The 21894-nt window shown below is 42.8% G+C and carries 21 protein-coding genes and 4 pseudogenes; 11 read left to right on the top strand and 14 right to left on the bottom strand.

Going from position 1 to position 21894, the window contains the following annotated elements:
- Window positions 1-3 precede the first annotated feature (3 nt).
- Window positions 4-201, top strand: a pseudogene (locus NBH16_RS23445) (transposase); the annotation flags it as partial.
- A 277-nt stretch (window positions 202-478) separates the two neighbouring features.
- Here NBH16_RS23445 and NBH16_RS14395 read toward each other — a convergent pair.
- Together NBH16_RS14395 and NBH16_RS14390 are read right to left on the bottom strand one after the other, a co-directional pair.
- Window positions 479-1927, bottom strand: a complete 1449-nt coding sequence (locus tag NBH16_RS14395; protein WP_233554265.1) for a hypothetical protein — start codon at window positions 1925-1927, stop codon at window positions 479-481.
- Window positions 1852-2343 carry a hypothetical protein gene (locus tag NBH16_RS14390; protein ID WP_147423687.1) on the bottom strand — a complete coding sequence of 164 codons (492 nt, stop codon included), beginning with the start codon at window positions 2341-2343 and terminating at the stop codon, window positions 1852-1854. Before NBH16_RS14390 ends, NBH16_RS14395 begins: the two co-directional genes overlap by 76 nt.
- 807 nt (window positions 2344-3150) lie before the next feature.
- On the opposite strand from NBH16_RS14390, the gene NBH16_RS14385 reads away from it, so the two are divergent.
- From NBH16_RS14385 to NBH16_RS14375, 3 genes are all read left to right on the top strand, one after another.
- A complete protein-coding gene (locus NBH16_RS14385) occupies window positions 3151-4122 on the top strand; it encodes a hypothetical protein (protein WP_147423686.1) in 972 nt (323 codons plus the stop codon).
- Window positions 4123-4313: 191 nt separating this feature from the next.
- Complete coding sequence (locus NBH16_RS14380) at window positions 4314-4952, top strand: hypothetical protein (protein ID WP_233554263.1); 639 nt, start codon at window positions 4314-4316, stop codon at window positions 4950-4952.
- Between the two features lie 3 nt (window positions 4953-4955).
- Window positions 4956-5543 (top strand): hypothetical protein, encoded by a 588-nt coding sequence (locus NBH16_RS14375; RefSeq protein ID WP_122383071.1) that lies wholly within the window; start codon window positions 4956-4958, stop codon window positions 5541-5543.
- A 346-nt stretch (window positions 5544-5889) separates the two neighbouring features.
- Here the strand turns inward: NBH16_RS14375 and NBH16_RS14370 are convergent, their stop codons facing one another.
- Window positions 5890-6756 (bottom strand): metallophosphoesterase, encoded by an 867-nt coding sequence (locus tag NBH16_RS14370; protein ID WP_233554261.1) that lies wholly within the window; start codon window positions 6754-6756, stop codon window positions 5890-5892.
- Window positions 6757-6907: 151 nt separating this feature from the next.
- Between NBH16_RS14370 and NBH16_RS14365 the strand changes: the two genes are divergently transcribed.
- The 3 genes from NBH16_RS14365 to NBH16_RS14355 are packed head-to-tail and all read left to right on the top strand — an operon-like array spanning window position 6908 to window position 8745.
- Window positions 6908-7762, top strand: coding sequence for a virulence RhuM family protein (locus tag NBH16_RS14365; protein ID WP_250788782.1), 855 nt, complete (start codon window positions 6908-6910; stop codon window positions 7760-7762).
- 16 nt (window positions 7763-7778) lie between these two features.
- Entirely contained in the window at window positions 7779-8108 is a 330-nt protein-coding gene (locus NBH16_RS14360) for a hypothetical protein (RefSeq protein WP_008781191.1), read from the top strand.
- A 40-nt stretch (window positions 8109-8148) separates the two neighbouring features.
- Complete coding sequence (locus NBH16_RS14355) at window positions 8149-8745, top strand: recombinase family protein (RefSeq protein WP_250788781.1); 597 nt, start codon at window positions 8149-8151, stop codon at window positions 8743-8745.
- Window positions 8746-8791: 46 nt separating this feature from the next.
- On the opposite strand, the gene NBH16_RS14350 is transcribed toward NBH16_RS14355, so the two are convergent.
- The 4 genes and pseudogenes from NBH16_RS14350 to NBH16_RS14335 form a co-directional block, all read right to left on the bottom strand.
- Entirely contained in the window at window positions 8792-9181 is a 390-nt protein-coding gene (locus NBH16_RS14350) for a hypothetical protein (RefSeq protein WP_250788780.1), read from the bottom strand.
- A gap of 92 nt (window positions 9182-9273) precedes the next feature.
- Complete coding sequence (locus NBH16_RS14345; protein WP_250788779.1) at window positions 9274-9831, bottom strand: UpxY family transcription antiterminator; 558 nt, start codon at window positions 9829-9831, stop codon at window positions 9274-9276.
- A 42-nt stretch (window positions 9832-9873) separates the two neighbouring features.
- A complete protein-coding gene (locus NBH16_RS14340) occupies window positions 9874-10038 on the bottom strand; it encodes a hypothetical protein (protein WP_250788777.1) in 165 nt (54 codons plus the stop codon).
- Between the two features lie 291 nt (window positions 10039-10329).
- A pseudogene (locus tag NBH16_RS14335) lies at window positions 10330-11552 on the bottom strand (tyrosine-type recombinase/integrase).
- Window positions 11553-11995: 443 nt separating this feature from the next.
- Between NBH16_RS14335 and NBH16_RS14330 the strand changes: the two are divergent.
- Genes NBH16_RS14330 through NBH16_RS14315 form a run of 4 tightly spaced genes read left to right on the top strand, consistent with a single transcriptional unit; the run spans window position 11996 to window position 16056 of the window.
- Complete coding sequence (locus tag NBH16_RS14330) at window positions 11996-13447, top strand: radical SAM peptide maturase (RefSeq protein WP_250788776.1); 1452 nt, start codon at window positions 11996-11998, stop codon at window positions 13445-13447.
- A gap of 32 nt (window positions 13448-13479) precedes the next feature.
- A complete protein-coding gene (locus tag NBH16_RS14325; RefSeq protein ID WP_250788775.1) occupies window positions 13480-14685 on the top strand; it encodes a TIGR04150 pseudo-rSAM protein in 1206 nt (401 codons plus the stop codon).
- Between the two features lie 18 nt (window positions 14686-14703).
- Window positions 14704-14880 (top strand): hypothetical protein, encoded by a 177-nt coding sequence (locus NBH16_RS14320; RefSeq protein WP_250788774.1) that lies wholly within the window; start codon window positions 14704-14706, stop codon window positions 14878-14880.
- Between the two features lie 48 nt (window positions 14881-14928).
- On the top strand, window positions 14929-16056 hold the full coding sequence (locus NBH16_RS14315; protein ID WP_250788773.1) for a DUF4934 domain-containing protein: 1128 nt from the start codon (window positions 14929-14931) through the stop codon (window positions 16054-16056).
- Here the strand turns inward: NBH16_RS14315 and NBH16_RS23440 are convergent.
- The 7 genes and pseudogenes from NBH16_RS23440 to NBH16_RS14285 all read right to left on the bottom strand — a co-directional run.
- A pseudogene (locus NBH16_RS23440) lies at window positions 16046-16310 on the bottom strand (MBL fold metallo-hydrolase); the annotation flags it as partial. The gene NBH16_RS14315 and the pseudogene NBH16_RS23440 overlap by 11 nt on opposite strands.
- 270 nt (window positions 16311-16580) lie before the next feature.
- Window positions 16581-16793, bottom strand: a pseudogene (locus tag NBH16_RS14310) (peptidase); the annotation flags it as partial.
- 199 nt (window positions 16794-16992) lie between these two features.
- On the bottom strand, window positions 16993-17403 hold the full coding sequence (locus NBH16_RS14305) for a hypothetical protein (RefSeq protein ID WP_122140448.1): 411 nt from the start codon (window positions 17401-17403) through the stop codon (window positions 16993-16995).
- A gap of 176 nt (window positions 17404-17579) precedes the next feature.
- On the bottom strand, window positions 17580-18206 hold the full coding sequence (locus tag NBH16_RS14300) for a JAB domain-containing protein (RefSeq protein ID WP_233554289.1): 627 nt from the start codon (window positions 18204-18206) through the stop codon (window positions 17580-17582).
- A gap of 726 nt (window positions 18207-18932) precedes the next feature.
- Window positions 18933-19793: a hypothetical protein gene (locus NBH16_RS14295; RefSeq protein ID WP_009276891.1), complete on the bottom strand. Its 861-nt coding sequence runs from the start codon at window positions 19791-19793 to the stop codon at window positions 18933-18935.
- 87 nt (window positions 19794-19880) lie between these two features.
- The gene (locus NBH16_RS14290) at window positions 19881-20126 is read right to left on the bottom strand and encodes a hypothetical protein (protein ID WP_009276890.1); all 246 of its coding nucleotides are present in this window, start codon (window positions 20124-20126) and stop codon (window positions 19881-19883) included.
- A 217-nt stretch (window positions 20127-20343) separates the two neighbouring features.
- Complete coding sequence (locus NBH16_RS14285; RefSeq protein WP_250788772.1) at window positions 20344-21852, bottom strand: Fic family protein; 1509 nt, start codon at window positions 21850-21852, stop codon at window positions 20344-20346.
- Between the last annotated feature and the right edge of the window lie 42 nt (window positions 21853-21894).

Genomic DNA, 21894 nt, shown 5'->3' with positions numbered 1-21894 from the left:
AATCTGATAAAGGTACATTTTCATTCTTATACTCCCAACCGAACGATGTTTTTTCTCCAGAAAAACGATCTAGTGAGTATGATTGACGCTTTGGTTGAAAGTCTGAATCTTGAGAATTTCAGAAAGTTATATAAGGAACGCAGTCACAGCCCTTACCATCCCAAAATGATGCTTAAGGTTATTCTGCATGCCCACATGAACAAGCGATTCAAGCGTTTCTTCATCCAAGAGAGCGTAGGCTTGGTAGGGGCTGAGGACCTAAAGATATTATACGATCCAGTAAATAGATAGCTATGAGCGCAGGAAAGAGACGGCGCAGGAATCTATGATGGAATACAGAGAGAAGCGGAAGTGTCTCCGATGATAGAAAAGAAGGAGGTGTGGCAAGCCGGTATATACCGGTGTTCGCCATACCTCCTGAAGATCTGAGGGTGTACCCAAAACGCAAAATGGCACACCCTCGCTTTGTGTTTAGTGCTTAGAAGTTCAGTTTATAGGATTGTTTACCTATCTGGATAACGTAAGAACCTTGCGGCATCGCTTCCGTGTACTCGCCGGCGGACAAGGACAGGGTCTTGTACACACGGCCATCGAAAGTAACGATATAGGCCGTATCGGCTACCGGTGTCTGGATAAACAGGCGACCGTTGACGTCCCATACACGCAATTCATCGGAGCCGATCGTCTCATTCGCTGTCGGATCGTCACCCTTCACGATACCGGTTACGGTTACTACCACGTTACTGCGGATGTTGGCGATCGTGTAGCGACCATTCGCGTCCGGCGTAAGTGTCGTACCGTTGGCTTTCACCACCATCTTGTCGGCGTTATAACCCGCTTTCACTTCCACGGTGAAGGAGAGGCTGCTACCCTCCGAAACGGTAGTGGAACCTGTGGCCGCAATCGTCGCGCCCTCTACTACCGGCAATGTCACGGTGTAAGTGACCGGGGTCGGGGTAGGATCCAGATCGGGTGTTGGATCAGGTATGCGGTTTCCGTCCGCCACAATCACTAGCGTGCCGGTGATCTGCTCCAGTGCGAACTTACCGGTAGAGCGATCGTACGTATAATCCGTTCTGGAAGCAAGTGCCGTACCGCCCATCGTCACGAAGATATCAGACGGACGCTCATAACCGGAGCTAGGCTTCAAAGTCAGCTCGATCTTCGTATCCTTGACTTGCGGTTCGAAGGAGACGGGATCGGAGGTGAGGTTGGTGAGGTTTAGCACTACCTCGAAGTAACCCTCTCGAACGCCTTTGGCCATGATAGATATCGGACCGCTCACGTTCGGGATCTCGATCTTGCCGGAAACACTATCATAAGAATACTCGCTGGCACTCAACAGGCGACCATTCATAATGACATTAATTGCGTATGGCCGCTGGTAACCGGAAACGACATTCAGCGTAGCGATGAAGGTCTCGCCTTCCACGATGTTCTCCGGAGCGTCGATTGTCAAGTTCTCCACATCTCCTTTAACGTTATGGACCTTATCCGCTATGACGGTGATCTCGATCGGACCTAATACCTTGGCGATAGAGATCTTGCCGTTCGCATACGAGAAGTCGGCGGCGGTCAGGTCTTTGCCGTTCATCTTCACGTTGACGCTCTTCGGCAGCTCATAGCCGGCAGTGGCTGTCAATTGGATATCCAGCTTAGCGCCATGGTTCACCTTCGTGCCCTCCTTGAAGTCGGAAGCCAGCTTCTCCAGCGTCAGCTTCACCTCGTAAGTCTTCAATACGGCTACGGCCGTTATCACCACCTCGCCGGTCACCTTGACGATGGAAACCTCGCCGGTAGCCTTGTTGTAGATGTAATCCGTAGCGGCGGCGAGGGTCTTATCGCCCACCTTCACCTTGATAGTCTCCGGTAGCTCATAGCCCTCGTCCGGCGTGATCTTGAATGATAGTGCGTTGCCATGCAGCACGTTCTTCGGCAGCTCTTCGGCAGCTCTTCGGCAGGTGTCGATACATTTGTATAAGCAGTCGTAACGCTATATGACTTTTGCGTGCCCTTGGCGGTGATGGTCAAGGTAGCGGAAAGAGGTGTCTTCAACGTGAAAGGAAGATCGTTCTCCGGCACGTACTCATAGTCTGCCGGGGTAGAAAGAAGCTTATCGCCCATTCTCACCTCGATCTTACCGTCATACTCATATCCTTCGGCGGCGGCAAAAGCGACTTCGAATACAGGTTTCGTATTGATGGTAAACGGTCCTACCTCGTTGGGAGTAGCGATAACACCCTCCAGATTGAATACGACTTGTATCTGATGATTGTCGTTCATAATAATATCTGGCACGTGATTCATATTCATCGGCATTTTCCCCGCAATTCTGTGCCTCATCTAATTTCTTTCCTGCTTCCTCTTTGTAAGTGTCGTATCCCTCATAATCCCCATAGCTAAACTCCGTCCCTGCTTGTTGTAACAAATAGCCAGCCTCTTCCTCCAATCCTTGAGCACGAATTTTATACTCGTGCGCTAAACGATGAAACCTCTCGGATCATCGTCATCAGTTTTTGGCTGGTATCGTTCTTTATCTGGCCTTGAAGACGGCACGGGATATTCCACTCCAGAACCACTGGAATCATTTATGTTATAATCAGACGAAAGTTCGCATTCCGATTCATTTTCAGGCTCTATAGCCGAATGGAAATACGAGTTCCAGCCTTTTATGTAAATTTTGTAGGTAATATATAGAATTAATTCCTAATCCTGCCCCTGTCCACCAATTATCGAAGAAAAGCCATGTGATAAAGGCTAAGAAGAAGGCAGGGAAAAGAAGTCTCAAAACTGTAATCCCTACAAGGAATACTAAACAGGCAATAATACCGGCGATCGCCAATCCCGCAAAAAGTCTTATCGCGCCCCATATCCAGTCCCTAAGTATAATTTTCCAATATTTGATAACAAATATACTAAATAAGTCATTTTTATATATTTTTTGGTTCACATGTAATATCTCTCTAAATTTAGACAACAAATATTTTTTTATCTCAATATGATTTTATTATTTTACGATTATTAGTGATGTATGGTTAACCGTTTTTTGTAAAGACTCTTACCATTGGTTCGTTATAATACGTTTGTATTATATCTCTCTTAGTTCTGCAATATGAATATTCCTTTATTAACGCCTAAATTGCATGTATCATGAAAAAATTATTATTTAAATGTTTGGCTTTAGCTGTTGTTTTCATTATGGTAGGTTGCTCGGATGAGTTATCTGTTCTGAGTAATTCAGAACGATCGTCTGTGGGGACTGTAGGACAAGAGGAAATATGTGTAGATCAGTCTAAAGCCTTGGAAGCATTCTCAGATCTGAAAGATTTTTATGGATTGAATACAAGGAGCTTGCAGGATGATAGCAAGTCTGTTTATTTTCCTGATTATTATGGTGGATCTTATCTAGACGGAAATGAACTTGTTGTATATATTAAAAGGGGAACAGAAAATTTACCATTAATATTAACAGAGAACCCCAATATAATATTGAAAGAATCTGATTTCTCTTTTAACTATTTATCTGGTGTTTTGAGCGACATGAATAAAATCTATTTATCTAGTGGGGCAAAACTTAATCCTGTTATTGAAAACATAGAAATGTTCGGTCTATCGGAAACAAATAACAGAATAGAGGTTTATCTTTATGATTGTAGTAACACTGCGATCTCGGATTTTAAGCATTATATGATGGATTCACCCGCGATATGTTTTATCCGGTCCCGATGTCAACAAGAAGACTTTGTGAATTTTATCGAAAGCTTAAAATCTTCAACTTTCAGAGCAAATTTTACCGTTAATCCTGGAAACTCAATAGGGGCATCACCAGATCCTGATTCAAATCTAGTTCCTAGTTCTTTTGGGTATAAGGCAACGTATAACAACAAAGTGGGATTTATAACCGCAGCTCATGTCGTGGCTTTAAATGACTACTTTTCAATTATATACGATACTAATAAATCAAATCCTATAGGAAGATGTCTTTATTCTAGCAGGTCAGGTAGTGTAGATGCAGCTTTTTGTGATCTATCCGAAGGTAACTGTACTATTACAAACAATATCAGTGGTAACACATCGCAAGTTTTATCTGGTAAATGTATAAGCACATATTTTATATCATAATCTTATCTTGTATCTCTTGCCAGTATACGAAAAAAGATGGTGTAATAGGATATACACCCAAAGATACCCTTATAGTTCCCTCGAACGTTGTGGATGAAAAAAATTGCGAATTACAAGTAGACTCCGTTTTTCCCGTGTCACAACGCGGAATTCCGATCAGGATAATAAATCACACGGATAATGTTATTGAGTTGGGAAGAAATGATTATAAGCTGGAGTTTTATAATGAGAGTTCCCAAGCTTGGGAAAACGCGTTACCAGAAAGCCATGCTTATCTAATGATCGCCGATGCAGTTCTTCCACATGACACATTGGAATTAACCATATACGAGTATACAGGAAGGGCAGGGAGATACCGGGTGACTAAAAACGCCACGGTAACATATGGTCTCAGTAGAAAATCCCATGATTATATACTTTCGGGTGAGTTCCGTTTGGGCAAGGAAGATAATGGTGTCATTAATGATATGGCGATAAAAAAGTCTGTTTATGACAGTTTCAGAGATACGTTTGGAGATTATTACAGGACAGAATATGACAGTTTACCAGGTTTCCTTGGTGGAATCTATGAAGCGGATCAATATAACTTTGTCATTTATGTTGTCGGAGATCTTACGGACGGCAAAATGTTACTAAATAGGATGTTAGGGCGTACGGACTTTAACGTTAAACCCGCTCTTTTTTCTTATAGGCATCTAAGGAGGATGAATGATAGCATATTATCTTTTACGATGAGAGAGAAGAATAAAAATATCCGCAAAGAGATCGGATTTTTGTGTATTTGGATGATTGTAACGATTTATCCATCTCTAAATTTAAAGAATATATAGCAAATGATAGTTGCATTATATTTAGGCAATATGAAAATGTTCCTTTTATTGTCACTGATTAGCACGATGTGCTCTTGTGTACATAAGAATACCAACGAGGAAGTCTGGAAAGACTTGCTAGGTAAAGCGACCATCGCTAACGCGAATAAGGATAAATATAAAGACTCATTCCCCATGGATAGCTTGGGTAACATAAGATACCCGGATTATTACGCAGGATCTTATGTTAATTCCGCATATGAACTGGTCATAGGGATTGTAGGGGATACGTCCGTGTATCGAGATGAGATAAGGAAAACGCTCGGCGATGATTTGTTCTTGATTGCCGAGCGTGAGTATTCATATAATCATTTATTGTCTAAATATGACTCACTTGTAATATTTTTGGAACCATTTATCGAGGAAAAGGACACGGGGAGGATAGAGCACTATGAGATAGGGATTAACGATCTCTATATCTCAGAAGAGAAAAATAGAATAGTTGTGGAGTTGATAGAAATCGATCCGGTACACGTACATCGTTTCTTGGGCCAAATCGCAGACATGCCAGAAATTCAATTAAAAAAGGCCGATTTACCCGTGTTGCATTGATAATCCAAGCTATCTATATGAAGTTCCCCTCCGTATTCCCCTGTCAACCACGTTCCGGTATTTCCTTAGGTTGAATATAAGCGCCAGCGCTTAAAGGCGATTTATTGTCTGATCAGGGACTATGTATTCTTCTACGAATGTTCTTCCTGTTATGGAAAAATAGTTCTTCTGCGCAAATACACATATAGGAAACTCAACAGGATAATTTTTCTCATGGATAACTCAAGCCATGATATGTAAAGGCCAGAAAGCCCCCGGCGAGTCACCCCCGCCGGAGGCTTGTTCTTAGAAATATATATTTAGCGTAAGATATATATGTGCTCGTCCGTGAAGTTCTTCATAATGATTATCTATTATGTTTCATCTCCTTATCCTTGCAATTATAGAAACCCTCTATATAGATATTCAAGTCTTTGTCTATCTCAATGACGGCAAAACTATTATTTTCAGGAAGGCTTCCTTCTATCATTCCTTTCATCGTAAAATAATGGATTCCATGCCGGAAACCATAGTTCCCGGCATGATGGTGCCCTTGGATAACGGCCACGACCTTGCCACTTTGCTCAAGTGCCGAAACGATCTCTTCCGCATTGCCGATACAAAGTTCCTCGTCGACCCCGGAGAAAGTATCCAGCAATTCGTGGATAAAGATCACGACAGGCAAATCGTCTTTCTTCAGCTCTTGCCAGAGCCATTCCCTCTGCCCAGCCGGGACAAACGCTTTCGTCCAATCGAAATCACCGGAATCATAATCGGAACCATCCTCGTTGCAATTACCGTCGAGCACGATAAACTTAATCTGGTTCCGTACGAAGGAATAATAAGGTTTTCCTTTCGCGCTCCCGTAATTGGTCGTACGTGCGAGAAATTCTGACTTTGAGATACTATCCATATCATGATTGCCCAGCACATGATAGACAGGGCCATCGAATGTCTGAAACTTTGCTTCTATCTCATCTAAAAATGACAAAGTCTGCCCTCTTTCAGGAATATCCCCCATATCCTTCAAGTCTCCAAGTTCAATCATGAAATCTAATTTCCGCCTATTAAAAACGTCTATCGCTTCCGATAACTTCGTGATGGATTGTTCATAATAGCGAGTTCCGTGTACATTCCGATGAGCAAAATGTATATCCGTTACCAAGCCGAAGCGCAGTCTCTTCTCATTTTCCCGCACCAACAAGCCCGTTGACACCCCAACTATGAACAACAAACAGACAACTATTTATTTGAGACAGCAGAATGTTTCTGTTTTATTAAAATAAAAAGGAAACAAACTTTTGAAGTAATACTTACGGAAAAACAGACTTTATGATGTTTCTTTTTCGTACATTTGCAGCAACATAATAAAAGCGAAACATATAATGGAGAAGCAAGGAGAAATCATACTATACCAACCGGATGAAGCTGTAAAGTTGGAAGTACGTTTAGAAGATGAAACCGTTTGGCTCACACAAGCGCAGATAGCAGAACTTTTTCAACGTGACAGAACCGTTATAACCAAACATATAAATAACGTTTTTAAGGAAAAGGAATTGGAAGAGAAAAGCAATGTGCATTTTTTGCACATTGCTAATTCCGATAAGCCTGTCAAGTTCTTTAGTCTAGACGTAATAATTTCAGTTGGATACAGAGTTAAAAGCGTAAGAGGTACGCAATTCAGGCAATGGGCAAATAAAATTTTAAAAGAATATTTATTGAAAGGCTATTCTATAAACCAACGGCTCAATGACATGGAATATAGAATGAACAATAAATTCTTCCAAATAGAGAAAACCATTGCTGAACATGATGCAAAGATAGACTTCTTTGTGCGCACCTCATTGCCTCCGGTGGAAGGTATCTTCTTTGACGGTCAGATATTCGATGCGTATAAGTTTGCTACAGATTTAATAAAGTCTGCCAAATGCTCACTTATACTTATCGACAACTATGTAGATGAATCCGTGTTACTCATGTTGAGCAAACGAAACATCGGTGTTTCAGCCACCATTTACACCCAGCGCATCACGCAGCAACTCCAACTCGATCTTGACAGGCATAACAGCCAGTACCCGCCTATCGACATCAGGACGTACCGAGACAGTCACGACCGCTTCTTAATCATTGATAATACGGAAGTATATCATATTGGGGCATCGCTAAAGGATTTGGGCAAGAAAATGTTTGCTTTCTCCAAACTGGAACTTCCTGTCCATACAATAATTGATGTATTATAAAATAAGCTAATCACCCATGCGAGAAACGGAAGAGAATATAAAATTCAAGATGGAAATTGACGTATTGGTTCCCATTCCACGTACTGTCACCCGTGATTTCACCAGTTTGAAGCACCTGCGTCAATGGCAAAAACGGAATGACATTGACGGTTCTCTTTACTGTTTTGCACACCGGGAATACCTGCTCAACGAAAAGGGAGAATGGGAACAATTTACCGTTATCGGCAAACAGGTAGTAACTATCGGAGAATTGGAAAGACTTCTTTTGGCTATGAAGCAAAAGGGGTTCAACCAATACAGCCGTGAGGAATATGAAGAATTAATGTCTTCATGTTTGAAAAAGTGAAGAATTAAAACCTTCATTAAACAACTAAATACAAAACAGGATGAAAATAGGATATGCCCGTGTTTCCACCAAGGAACAACATCTGGATATGCAACTGGAAGCGTTGAAGGCTGCCGGATGTGAGAAGATCTTCTCTGAGAAAATGACCGGACGTCAACAAAACCGCCCGGAACTGGATGCCTGCCTGAACTTTCTCCGGGAAGGCGACACGCTTGTCGTATATAAGCTGGACCGGCTTGGCCGTTCGCTGAAGAATATCCTTACGCTATTGGAAGATTTCAAGAATAGGGGCATCCAATTCACCTCACTGCAAGACAACATCAGTACGGAAGGCGCAATCGGCCAACTGATGAACAACATTCTCGGTGCTTTCGCCCAATTTGAGCGTGACCTTATTTATGAGAGAACCCAAGAAGGCAGAAGAATCGCCAAGGAAAAAGGTGTCAAATTCGGCAGAAAGACACTTATCAACAAAAACAACATCGCCAAGCAGAAAAGCTGCATCCAGCTCTATGAATCCGGAACACCGGTAAGGGAGATACAGAAAATATTAAATATAGGCAGTAGCGGAACAGTGTATCGTCTGCTGCGAAGGAATGGTATTACACTAAAATCTGAGAACAAAAATAGAAAATAAATCTCTTCTCCCATCCTTCACCTTCAAAGATGATTCCGCATGGCACTCATACTATTTTATTTAATGAAGGCAACCCTTTCACCTCGCCGGCGTGCCACTCCCTGTAGTCCGCAAGGGAGAGTCCGGGTACGGTCAATTGCTTGTAATCCATATCGTCTCTTCGCAAGATGTGCCTCCTTGCATACGCACAGAGCGAACGATCCGTCACGGATACCATCACCACCGGGAACGGGTAGCCGAGCAAGCGCATCGGCATGACCTCGCTGTCCGGGAACGTGCGGCGCAACTGATAGGCCGAGCGCTCGAAAGCGACCCAGTAAGGACCCGTGCAATACAGGTGAATCGAGTTTTGGTTCGCACGCTCGCGGTTCATGATATCATTTAAATGCTCGTTCAGCAACCGCACCAAACGAACGCCGGAAGGAAGGGAAGACATTTTGAGTTATGATTTATGAGTTGACAAGTTGACGAGGGGACAGGCGTCCTTGCGGTCTCCTTACCTCTCCACCCGTCCGCCTAACCCGAATCCTACACGGTTTCATCTTCTCCGAGCCGTCGCAGGAAGGCCCGCGGGATGTAAGAGGTGGCGACGGCGCATACGCCCCGGATGACGACCACTAGGCAGCTGTCCTTCCTGATGCGGCAGATGACACCCTCTGCGCCCTTGAACTTCCCGTCGGTGACCCGCACACGGCAACCGCAGTGGAACTTGGGGCTGTCCTCGCCAAGGTACTCCATCCCGCGCTCGCCGGACGAGGTGACCAGCATGAAGATGTTCATCTCCCGTTCGGGAATGGCAAAAGGAATTTTCTTCAGTCCCTCCTGCCTTGTATACAGGATCACCTTGTCTGTCAGCACCCGCTGCACTTCCGTGGCCTGCCTGGCCGTGGAACGGAAGAACATGAGCGAGCTGATAAGCGGGCGGCGGACTTTCTTCCGCACGCCGGCGCGCTCAACAAGGGCCTCCTCGCAGGGGATATAGGTCTGCAGGGCGTCCTTTTTCAACAGCTCTTCGATGTCGAAGACCTTGTTGTAGAATACTTTCAGGGCGAACCAGTGTTCGGCGGTATGCGCTTCTGTCTCCAATGGAAAAATCGGGATGGACGGGTTGAAAAAAAGATATACTTCTCATTCCTGCGCCTCCCGTATTTTCCAATCCGGCAAGGTGCAGCAATCAGGGTTAATCCGGCTGTTCCCCTTATGGAAATCCCGGCACGTGGGCCGCCCCTGACTACAGTGGGCGGGATCCGTAACCCCCGCATCCGTACCGTTTCTAAGTAAGAGACGGTACATCTTTCTTTTTCATTGATAGCCAGTCGTATACATCGACGCGGAAGTGTTTTTTTGCTCGGTTTGCTCGGTTCCGTACTCGGAAATACATCCGGATAGGGAAAAGGAATGGCCTCCTTCCATCCCGCATCCTTATTCCTCCATTATTTGGAATCATTCTATATTTATTTTTAATATACTGATAATCAGTAAATTGAAACAGGGGGGGGGGTAAAACAGGAAAATAAATCCGGCTGTTTCTCATTGCTTTTTTTAATGAAAATTATTACCTTTACCATATATTTGTACCACATCTTACTTAGAAACGGTATCGTTCAAATCCCTTAGAATCCGCTCGTTTGCGTTGTCTATCACGGCATTGTCCAAAGAATCCAGATAAATAAGCGTAGTCTTTTCGCTGCTATGTCCCATTCCCGCGCTGATGACAGCCAATGGCACGCCACGGTCACGCGCGGCGGTGGCCCAGCTGTGGCGCGGCGTATAGGAGGACAGGGGAGCGGTATGCCGAGCAGTCCGCCCAGCCGTTTCAGCTTCCGGTTGTGGTAGTTCAACCCGGTCCGATATTGGCGGTATGCCCGTTCCGGATCCGTGTCTGTAAGGATCGGGAAGACGTAGGGGCTTTCCGGACGGGCCCGCGTGTACAACTTCAGTATCGCTTCCATACACGGTTCCACGCGGATGGTCAGACGCTGGCCGGTCTTGTGACGGCGATAGGTGAACCGTCCCTCGCTCACGTTCTCCTTTCGCAAATACGCCATATCCACGAACGTCATTCCCCGGGCGCAGTAGCCGAACACGAACAGGTCCCTTGAGAGTGCGAGGGCGGGCGAGACCGACAGGTCCAGCCGTTGCAACGCGAGGACAGTCTCCCCATCCACGGCGCGTTTCGGCGTACGGGCCACGCCCGTATAGACCCCACCAAACGGGAAATCCTGCGTCGCGAGACCCTCCCTCACGCCCTTGTTGTAGGCGGCACGCAGAACCCGCATGTAGAACGAGCAGCTGTTCCGATCCACCTTCCGCCCTCGCAGCCATGCCTCGTAGCGACGGACCAGGGCAGAATCGAGGGCGGAGAAAGGGATATCCTTATCGTTCAGGAAAGTGGAGAGACTCTCCATCGCACGCCGGTAGTTACGGGCGGTGCCGTATCGCGCGTTCTCCCTGAGCCGGCCGGCCTCTTTCCCGAGATAGTCTAAGAAACAAGGTTCGGGAGGCAGGCTGCGGTAACGGTTGATTATTTCGGATAAGGTGTACGCCTCTCCGCCACAGTCCAGCTCGCGGATAATCTCACGGACAATCCGCATCTCCCGCTCGGTGCGCTTATGATAGCCAGTGATAATCTCCTCATTGCCGGGGAGAGTGACAAGCCTGCGTCTCGTTTCGTCCCACCATTCGGGGAATATCCGCATGTCGGTGGTGATCTGTCTGTTCTCCTGACGGTGGCAGAGCTGGTAACAGAGCGTACCCGCCTTGCCCCGTACCGTCGACGGACGGAATTTTAATTTGATGGTTGCCATACAGGTTCTGTCTTTATTATGAATAACAGAGCGTAATATAAACCCGCGGGCTATTACATGGTTATGGGAAGGGCACATTTATTGATGCCGCCGGAAACGCTTTCTCGTGTCCCCTCATGGAAGGTCCATGTCCTTTGCCTCCTCTCCGAAAAAGGTTAGATACGGGTGGAGGCGGCACTACGGTGCCATTATGCGAGTATCGGACTCACCCGCGGGGTGTCCATGTTGAGGAAAGCCCCGTGATGTGCGATCATCCCATGTGTTTACTTTTTTGGAAAAACTGGTAATGTATGAAAATGAAAGACGATACATCTTATTGCTGTCACATCATAAATCTTACATAGAAATGATATTGTGTCGCACTAGAGAAAGATTTTGATCTTGATTTATTTTGTTCTTTAGATATATTAGTCTATCTTGTAGCCGAAAATATTACTGATATTATGAATACAATCCACCTTATAGAATCAAGGAAAGGTAATCTTTATCTATTTTCTTATAGAGGAAGAAGTCTTTCGTTTGTTCATCCGAAAATGTCGCATATAATACGTCAGATGTTTAAAGACGAGTATAAGACCGGTAAATCTCGAAAATATTATGAGAGAAAAGTTGCTTATTTAAAAAAACATGGACTATTCAATAATGAAACCTTTGAACATAAAATTGTGAAATTTGATAGATCTCAAGTAAGAGATAGTTTAATTCACGTAGGCCAGATAATTTTTGAGGTGACGAACTCATGTAATTTGAAATGTAAATATTGTTGTTTTAATGATCTTTACGAAGAATCTTCCTTAATAAACAAACAAGGTAAACTGGGATTTGAGACGGCAAAAAAACTGTTAGACTATTTGATGGAACTATGGGGGGATACTTTGTGTTCAAAAGAAGTAGATATAGCTTTCTATGGTGGGGAACCATTGCTTAATTATTCCTTTATAAAAAAAGTGTTGAATTATACGGAACATCTGAAATCAGATAGATTGCGTTTTACTTATTCCATGACCACTAATGGATTGTTACTAGACAAATATCTTGATGATTTAGTGAATAAAAACTTTAAAATTCTTGTGAGTCTAGACGGTGATTTTGATGCTTCAGTATATAGAGTGGGTGAGGATAGAAGAGATTTGTATGATAAAATAATCAATAATTTGGACTTATACAAGAATAAATATCCGTTACATTTTGAACGAAATGTAGATTTTAATGTTGTTATCCATCGAAAGAATGATATACAGTCCGTGTTTTCTTTTATTAAGAAAAAGTATGGAAAAACACCTCGATTTAGCCCATTGAGTACAAGAAATGTAAAGGAATCACAGAAAGAGACGTTTAAAACGATGTATAGAAAAATGCCCGATGATTTGATAGAAGGTAAAGACTTGGATGCGATAACTGAAAATTTGCATCCTTATACATCGGGGTTTATGGAAATGGTCAAATTTGCTAATGCTCTTTTAGATATTCAGTATCAGACATATAATGATCTTTTTGTGAACACAGGTTTAAATGATATAGTATATACACCTAGTGGTACGTGTTGGCCTTTCAGTAGAAAATTTTTTTTAAGTACAAATGGTGATATTTTAGCTTGTGAGAAGATTAGTCACCGAAATGTATTAGGAAATGTTGATAACAATTCCGTAAATATAGATTATATAAATATTGCAGATATATACAATGAAAAAATATACTCGTCTTTTTCTGACTGCAAAAAATGTTATAGATTGCCTTATTGCCCTGTTTGTTTTTTTGACTCTTTATTAGGTGATAGGAGTTGCCTTGCATTTGAGGATGAAAATAAATTCACGGAGAATTTGAAGCGTAAGATCGATTATTTGGAGTTAAATCCGATTCAAGTTAATGAAATACTTAAAATAAAGGTACAATGAGGAACATGAGATCTAAATATATATGGTTCTATGTGGAACCATATGTTTACGTTGAGGTTAATAAGTGGGAGTGTTTGTTGGTAAACACTTTGGATAAACAATTTATATATAGCAAAGATCAACAAGTTTTGTCCTTTTTGAGAGATTTCATGAGTCCTTTAAATGCTGGTGTATCTAGTGTTGACCCTAATCTGTTTAGTCTTGTTGAGTTTAAGCGTTTTATAGGAGAGGTGAGGCATAAGTTTATAGGGGATCTTGTTGTGACAGATACTTTAGATTCTAAACCTATACAGATAACTTCTAATGCGAAAATCATGCATGATGTGAGAGAGGGGAAATATGCATCTTTTGATGATCCTCTAAATTATTTGCATGAAATTACAATACATACAAATAGTTCATGTTCTTCTAGTTGCGAATCTTGTGTGAACTATTTTAAGCAGTTTGATTGTTGTACAAAGAACAGGAATGTAATTAGAAATGAAGCTTTGTCTGTTATAACAAAAATACTAAAAGAATTAGACTTCGCTCGAAAAAGAATTAGGATAAATCTTGTCGTAACAGATGAAATATATGCAAAATCGGATGAGCTAATTGATATTCTGAATAAATATGATAATGATTTTTATTTGGTTGTTAATTATAATAATATACGGAAACTGACATCTCGGTTATGCTCTTTTTTTCAAAATAGAATATCGGTTATAATAGCTGGCGTTCAAATATCTGAAATAGATTTCTCTATATTGAAAGATTTGGATTTGACTTTTTTTGTTGAGAATGAAGTGGAGTTGGAAAATGTCTGTTCTTTTATAAATAGCGAGTTAAGTAATTGTCGCTATGTTATAAGACCAATATTTAATGGAAAGAATATGCCTTTTTTTAAGAAATATGTATTCTTGAAAAAGAAAGAGGTTTTAAATAGTATTGATTCTATGCAGGATATACATAGAAATGAACTGTTGAATACGTTGTTTTTTGGGAAATTATTGGTTTTTTCAGATGGTTCTATATATAATAATGTTCATTTTAAAAAAATGGGTAATATAAAAGAATATGATTTGTCTTATTTTGTGCATAAGTCTCTGGTGAATCCAAACTCATCTTGGTTTTATACAAGAAACAGAGCTCCTTGTTCTAAATGTGTATATAAATATATTTGTCCTCCACCGTCAAATTATGAGCTATTTATGAATCAATTGGCATTATGCGATAAATCCTGTGTTTTGAATTGTTAATTAAAAAAAGTAATGGGTATGAAAGATCTAAGATTGGGGAAACTTGCAAGATTTGAGAAAATGAGAAAGGAAGAACTTGTTAAGCTACAAGGTGGTATTTCTCCTAGAGGATGTAGTTGTAGTTGTTCTGGTGTTGGCCAGAATGATAATACGAGAAAGGCATGGCAATCTACGTCTAGTGAACAGTTAAATTGATTATTAATCGCTCCACTTCTTTTTAGAAGTGGAGCAAAAAATGTATTTATGTCTAAATTTTGGATTTTCTTTAATTGCTCATTGTTTTTCTTTTCTTGCCATTTTGGATCGGAGAAATTTTCAGAGTATAATTTGCCGATAATAAATATGCCGGGTTCCTCTATTTGTGAGAGAATAGAGCTGCGGTCGATTTCGGATGTCTCTTATGTGAAATTGGATACTGATTCCTCTTATCTTGTTATAGGTAACCCTTCTTGTGTGACGGATAGTTTTTTTATTTTTAAAAACTACAAGAACAAAAATATTATGTGTTTTGATTGTACAGGCAAGAAGCGGTTCTTAATAAACCGAAGAGGGAGTGCCCCGGAAGAATATATGGGCATTGGGCGTTTGGCTTATGATGAAAAAGAGGAGGAACTTTTTTGCGAGGCCGTAGGAACAGGTAGAATTAATGTGTATAAGCCGGATGGAACTTTTGTGAGATCATTGGATCTGGTAGCAGGATATTTGGCAGAGATGTATAATTATAACGATAGTTTACTTTTATGTCATGCTCGTGACGAGGAAGAAAAGAGTTCCTTTTTGTATTTACTTCATAAGACGATTCCTCACAGAATCTACGGATTGGATTCAATATCAGGTGATAGATATCGAAGTTTGTCAATCACAAAACAAAACGGTTCATTTATGAAAGGGGGAACAGCTCCGTTGCGAACTATTATTCATAGAAATGATCGATGGATATATTCAGAACCTTCTCATGATACGATTTATGAGTTAAGTGAGACTTTGCGTTTACGTCCATTTCTGGCATATTCTCCACAAATAAGAAAGAAAGAGATACCTTGTTTGATACGTTATAATCAAGAGACCGAAAATGATATATTGATATCTCTCATAGAGATGATATATGATGTTGATAAAGATAAAGGATTCCCAGAGAAGGATTATATATATGATAGGGAAGCCGGGAAAATGAAATGGGTCTCTATTATTAATGAGGATTTTCCTAGCGATCCTGATTTTAACATTTCTTCCTCTGTGTACTATTATTCTGCGGATAACTTGAGAGAGGCATTGGAGAAGGGAGAATTGGGAGGGAGGCTTAGAGAATTAGCACTGGAACTCGATGAGGAAGATAATGGAATTTTACTTTTAATGCGTTTTAAGGAATAAAATGAATATCACAGTATTGGACAATAAAGTTTTTCCGATAATAAGCATTTACCTTTTTTACTGTGGAACAGCACATATAAGCGTCGTGGCAATAAATGATCGCTTGTTCTTCCCGGACGGCTTCCTCCAGCATTCGTATTTTCTCGTTATAAGAAGTGATCGGATAGGTGTCGTAAGCAAGATATCCATTCCGGGGATACGCTGGCTACTAAAGGAATCACGTCCCCGGCAAAAACAAATGTTCGGTAAGCAGTCAAAAATTGGCTATTGATTGAAAGGAATACCTTCGCTGCCAATCAAAATTATAGCATTATGTATACAGTGAATATCTAGAAAGGTTTTACTTTCAGTACCAGAGCGAGGCTTTGCCTCATGGAGAATCTCTCCAATCGTTTTGTGTCAAGAATAAAGTTCCTTATAACATTTTCCAAAAATGGTTTAAGGATACTCGAAAAAAAGTAGTCGAGGTTCAGGTTGATGGTGCTCCTGAGGATTGAGATATTATTGGGAAGCAATGGTATTGGGTTGCCCTTGGTATAACTACAGTATGTATCATCCATTAAGCGGATCGCGTCGCAGGCGGTCGTGCAACGTTGCAAGGCGATTCGCTGAAGTTCCTCGATCATGAACATTCCTTTCTTGTTGACAAGGGCTTTCCGGCCGGTGATCGTTGTTTCCCCGATGCCTAGTTGCTTCTCGTTCAGGCAAGGATAGGCCGTGTTGAGGAATTCATGCGTTAAACAATCGGTGTGGCCTGTATACGGCGACACTTCTTCATCGTTATTTTTCATATAATAAAGACACTTGGCTGTAACTTGCCATTTACGGAATCCAGAAACCTCTGCCGAGCAAAAAGCCGGACTCGGATCGGAGGAAAGAAGCCGGGGGAGGCAGCCCATAAAAAGGGCAATCCGATACAATCAAGAAATTAACCTGCTATACCCTTGTACGAATGAAATAATCCATCATAGACACTACATACCTAAGCAATGGTATCAATACACCGATTACATATATCATAGCGTACCCCAAAAGGACAAAAGGTAATGTTCTACGATAAAGACATGCAACAGCGAGCAATATAAACGAAAAAGAAAAGCCATAAACTCCTATTTGAAAACCGGGTATCAATTCATAAACAGGTACGGGTTCCGGATGAAGCATGGCTCCGGCCACAATAGAATAAAGGCTGGTCAATAATATAAGCAGCGTATATAAGCAACTCTTAAGAATCCTGGGATCATTCCTTTTACAATAGAGAATCGTTCGGATATCACTTCTAAGAAACTCAATGCCCAGTAAAAGAGCCACCATAACGCCTGTATCAAAAGCAGAAAATATATTCATTCCGATCACCTTTGGCGCGAAGATATGTATTTATTCTGAAAAGCCACGTCCTTGCGTATTTTACGATGTCGCATCGATAGTCTGGGAAGCATTTTTTTGGTTCTTTTTTGGGGTAACTGCCAAAAAAGAACCCCGAAGCCGAAATTCCGGGCAGACGGGATTTCTCCCGTCCACCTTTACCTCTTTTGCAATCTTCCCTCGTCCGCATAGCTATAATAGTTATTGCCTGCCACAATCACATGGTCTAACAGACGGATGTCTAATGTTTCAGCGGCTTTTTTAACCGCTTCCGTCAAACGGTCATCCGCACCGCTGGGCTTGCGTGCCCCTGACGGATGGTTATGCACCATGATAAAAGATACGGCGTTATAATACAATGCCTGCTTCATGATAACCCGTATATCCACAGGGGCGGTATTTATCCCACCGCATGAGATACGGACTTTACGGATGAGTTTGGACGAACTGTTCAGCAACAGCACCCACATCTCTTCAGTAGTTATATCGGACAAAACAGGATGCATCATTTTATAAACATTATTGCTGGATAAAAGCGCAGGACTTTCAACTTGCCCTTCTTTCAGCCGTTTATATAGCTCAATCGCCGCATAAGCGACTTTTTTACGGCTGGGTGTCAGTGTTTCCAGTACATCAGACAAAAACAACCCGTCCATTTCCATCTGTTCATACTTATATTCTTCACGTTTCAGTTTCTCACTGTTCGTCAAGGTATAAATCAACTCGCTGTTTTCCATCACCCGATAAACGTCATTCACCTCAAATACGGTTCTCTTCGTTTTCATACTGCCAAAAATTAAAAGATTAATACTCGCAAACATCGCTTGTCGCCCCAACCATAAATTTTTCCTCAACTGATTGGGAACAGTGCATTGAAGAGAAAGCGGGAAAGACGGATCAGAACGGGATTGAACTGGTAAATACTACCTCCCGGAATGGGAGGATGGAGATTTGGCTTTTCAATATCGGGCGTTCCGTCCACGCCTACCTTCGCAACGTTCCTATCAGTTCAAGAAAAAATCATCATACCTCTCTTCCGGCATAGCCGGAGCGTAGAGCGTTAGGGATAGCAGGGAAAAGCCCGGAGGGTAACGAGGACTTGCAACGAATAGTCCGGCCAGAAGGGAACGCCCTGAAAAACCAATTGGGATACAAAAGAACAGAACCGCCTTCCAATCATATAAAAAAACGTGAAAATCAACACATACTTCCGAAAAATCTTTTTCCGAAAGTATGTATAGGGCATGTGAAGGGAAAATAAATTTTCCCGGTCATTTCTTTGGGGATATTTAAAGGGGTTAGGAGTTTAGGTCTTTATTATGTATTTTGGTGGATGGTTTTACACAGCCAATGCCTTTTATTCAAAAACTTCTCTATTTTATTTCACTGATATACTGACATATAAAAAACAGCTATTACCTATTCCTTTCATCAACGGGTGGACGGTTTTACACAGCTGACCAGTGAAACCGGACATTTTTACACAACTAAAGCAAAAGGAGTGGACGGTTCTACACAGCTGGATTGTCCATATTCACCGCCCCGTCCGTTTCCGGGGATATAAACTCTTCAGGAGCAGGAGCAACTTCCGTTCCATTGGCACTCTCCAACTCTTCCTGTGCCCATCCTTCCGGAAACCTGCCGAATACAGCCACGAAATCACTGATATATATTTGTTTTTTCTTTTCTACGCTTTCCGGGGAGTTTGCCCATAAAAGGAACTCTTTATACAGTCCGGCATCTTCCTCCACCTCTTTGATCTTCTTCCTCCTGACAGCCATATCCGTGTCCGGGTAGGCAATCTCGACATACAGCCCAAGCAGGTTCTTATAGAATTTCTTCACTACGACAGCATATTGTCCTTCATCAAAATAGTGCAGCGTATGCCTAGGAAACGAGAACAACACGGTATATACCCATCTCTCATGATCGCCTTTCACAAAAGAGAAATTGAAATTGGTATATTTCAGGTAAGTATTCATCTTTTTCAGTATCGAGGCGACCTTCTTTTTCCGGTCTTTGGGTTCGGCAATCTCTATGCCGAGCTTTTTAGCCAGTTGATCGACTGTCAGCACATAAAAAGGAGCCTCATTCTTGGCGGTCTTATACTTGATCAGGTAAACCATCTTGGAAAGCTCCAGATAGAAATAGCGGTAACGGCTGGGCATGCTGCGGTAATCCTGAAGCTCCAAGAGGTTATAGAGCGAGAACATGAAATTTTTTATCTCCGGGCTTACCACTGCCGAGTACAGCCTTTTCGTTGACTTCTTCGTCTTGAAATCGGTCATTATGTCGAAACGTTTCAGGATCTGCACGAAATTATAGGATGTACGGCCATCCTCGCCAATGGTCGGATAGCAGAGGTTCTCCAATCCCAGTTTATAGAGAGCCGCCTCAAAAACCGTCTCGATAGGATGGCTGATTCTCTGTCCTGCCGTGCCAGTACATACATATTCCGGCTACATATTCTTTCCGAACATGGCCGCAAGCTGCCGGCTATCCAGCTTGCGCTGCAAGTTGGTACGGTCATACCCCATCTTACGGCAAAAGTCTTCTACGGAGAACCAGGAAGTCCCGAACAAGTCTTTGAGGTGATAGCTGCCCAGGTATATGATCAGATCGAGCATGACGTTTCCACCTGCCTCATACAACCGTTCAATCAGCACGGAATTATACCTGGGGACACGGATCAGTTCTTTTGCCATGATAAAACTTACAAAATTGTACTAATACACTAAAATACTAAAAGTAGTAAATACTACATTCTAGGGAACAAACCTCTATTCTTTTTAAAATCAATCCAGAAAAGCCATAAAATCCTTGTATAAACGAGATATACTCCCTATACTTGCGTAGTAATCCTCTGTTGTCCCTGTCGTAAGACAAACTCCAGGGTTTTGTTTTTATATACTCCCCTATTCATTACTTGACCAATGATGCGATTACTTTCGTAAACTCCGAAATATCCCCTTCCACGCTGGCCTTTTCCAACGCTTTCATATATTCTTTTCTACGCTCCACCGGAACGACCGTCCAGTTATAGCCTCCAGACGCAAGCATGGCGTTCAAGACGAACCGTCCCATTCTCCCGTTCCCGTCCATATAGGGGTGAATATACACGAAAAAGAAGTGTCCCAGGACAGCCCTTACCGCCGGGTGCGGCTCATTCTTCAAGAGATCGAAAAGGACGGGCATAGCGTCCCTGACCGCTTTCGGGTTCAACGGGATATGTTGCGGTCCCCGTATATAGACCTGCCCGGTACGATAACCCACAAGATCCTCCCTTTGCAAGATCCCCACCGTAACGAACGGCATCCACATCTGCATATACCAGACCGGATGATCCGCCCTTACCGCTTCCCCTGCGTTCTTTCCTTTCAGTATATCGGAGATCGTCCCCCTGACAGCCTGGAACGCCTGGTAATACCCACGTGCCACCAGCGCGTTTTTATGCTCCTTATCTTCTTCCTCCGGCTTCCAGTTCCCGACACGCACTTTCTCGATCAGTTCCGGGGAAACCCTATATCCCTCGATCGAGAGAGAATGATAAGCGTCCTCCGAATACTTTTCATCGACGGATCTCAAATACCCCTCCACGTCATCAATCTTTCCAGGGGCTTCGGGAAACAGTTCTACAACCTTATCCCTCATGTTCTCCCACATCAGGCGCAAGCGTGTGACGTAAGGCGACACCTCATAAACAAGGGGCGTTCGTGGCTGATCCTCGAACGGATCTTCTTCTCTCACGTCATACCCGAACCCCCGCATCGTGGAAACGATGCAGTCGGCGATTTCGCTGTTCCCGATGTTCCGGAACGCCCCGGCTATTCTTCCGGCACGAAGCGAAGCCCCGTTTCTCGCCAGTACCTTTAATATATCGGCAGCGTCCCGTATCATGGCCAGGCAGGTACGGGCCGCGATCCTCTCCACCTGGAAATATCTCGGCGTGGCATATACCAGGGCTTCGGCAAGCGGATAGAGATTAAGGCCGTATTCCGGCTCTTTATATACCTGATCCGGGATCTCGCTTTGAAACACCAAAAGCGAGGTATCATACATCAGCTTTTGCGTGTTGTTATGGCCTTTCGGCGACTTGATAATCACCAGCACGGGCACGGTCGTTTTCCCCGAATACAGATCCAGCGACTGGTCGGCCGTCAAACACCACCGTTCCCCCAGCCGGACGGCCGCGTATTTCGCGATAAAATACCAGAATGAGGTGTACCAGATCGTCGTATCCCCCTCTGTTCCCGGCCTGGCCGCAATATACCAGCCTTTCATTACTTCCTGCAACCAGCCGTTATCCAACAGCCGGGTTAAATGCGTCCTCCCTATCTCGGCCGTCCCTTGTAGGACGACACAGCGGTCTTTCTCCTGGAGCTTTCTTAATTCCTCCAGTGAAGCCGCCATTTTCTCCGCCATTGTTGCCATACTACCGTTTTTATTTAGATTCTGATTATTTTCGTGCAAATA

Source organism: Parabacteroides sp. Y3-G-102, assembly GCF_023656845.1.
Lineage (GTDB): Bacteria > Bacteroidota > Bacteroidia > Bacteroidales > Tannerellaceae > Parabacteroides > Parabacteroides distasonis.
This window is presented reverse-complemented; position numbering and strand designations above follow the sequence as displayed.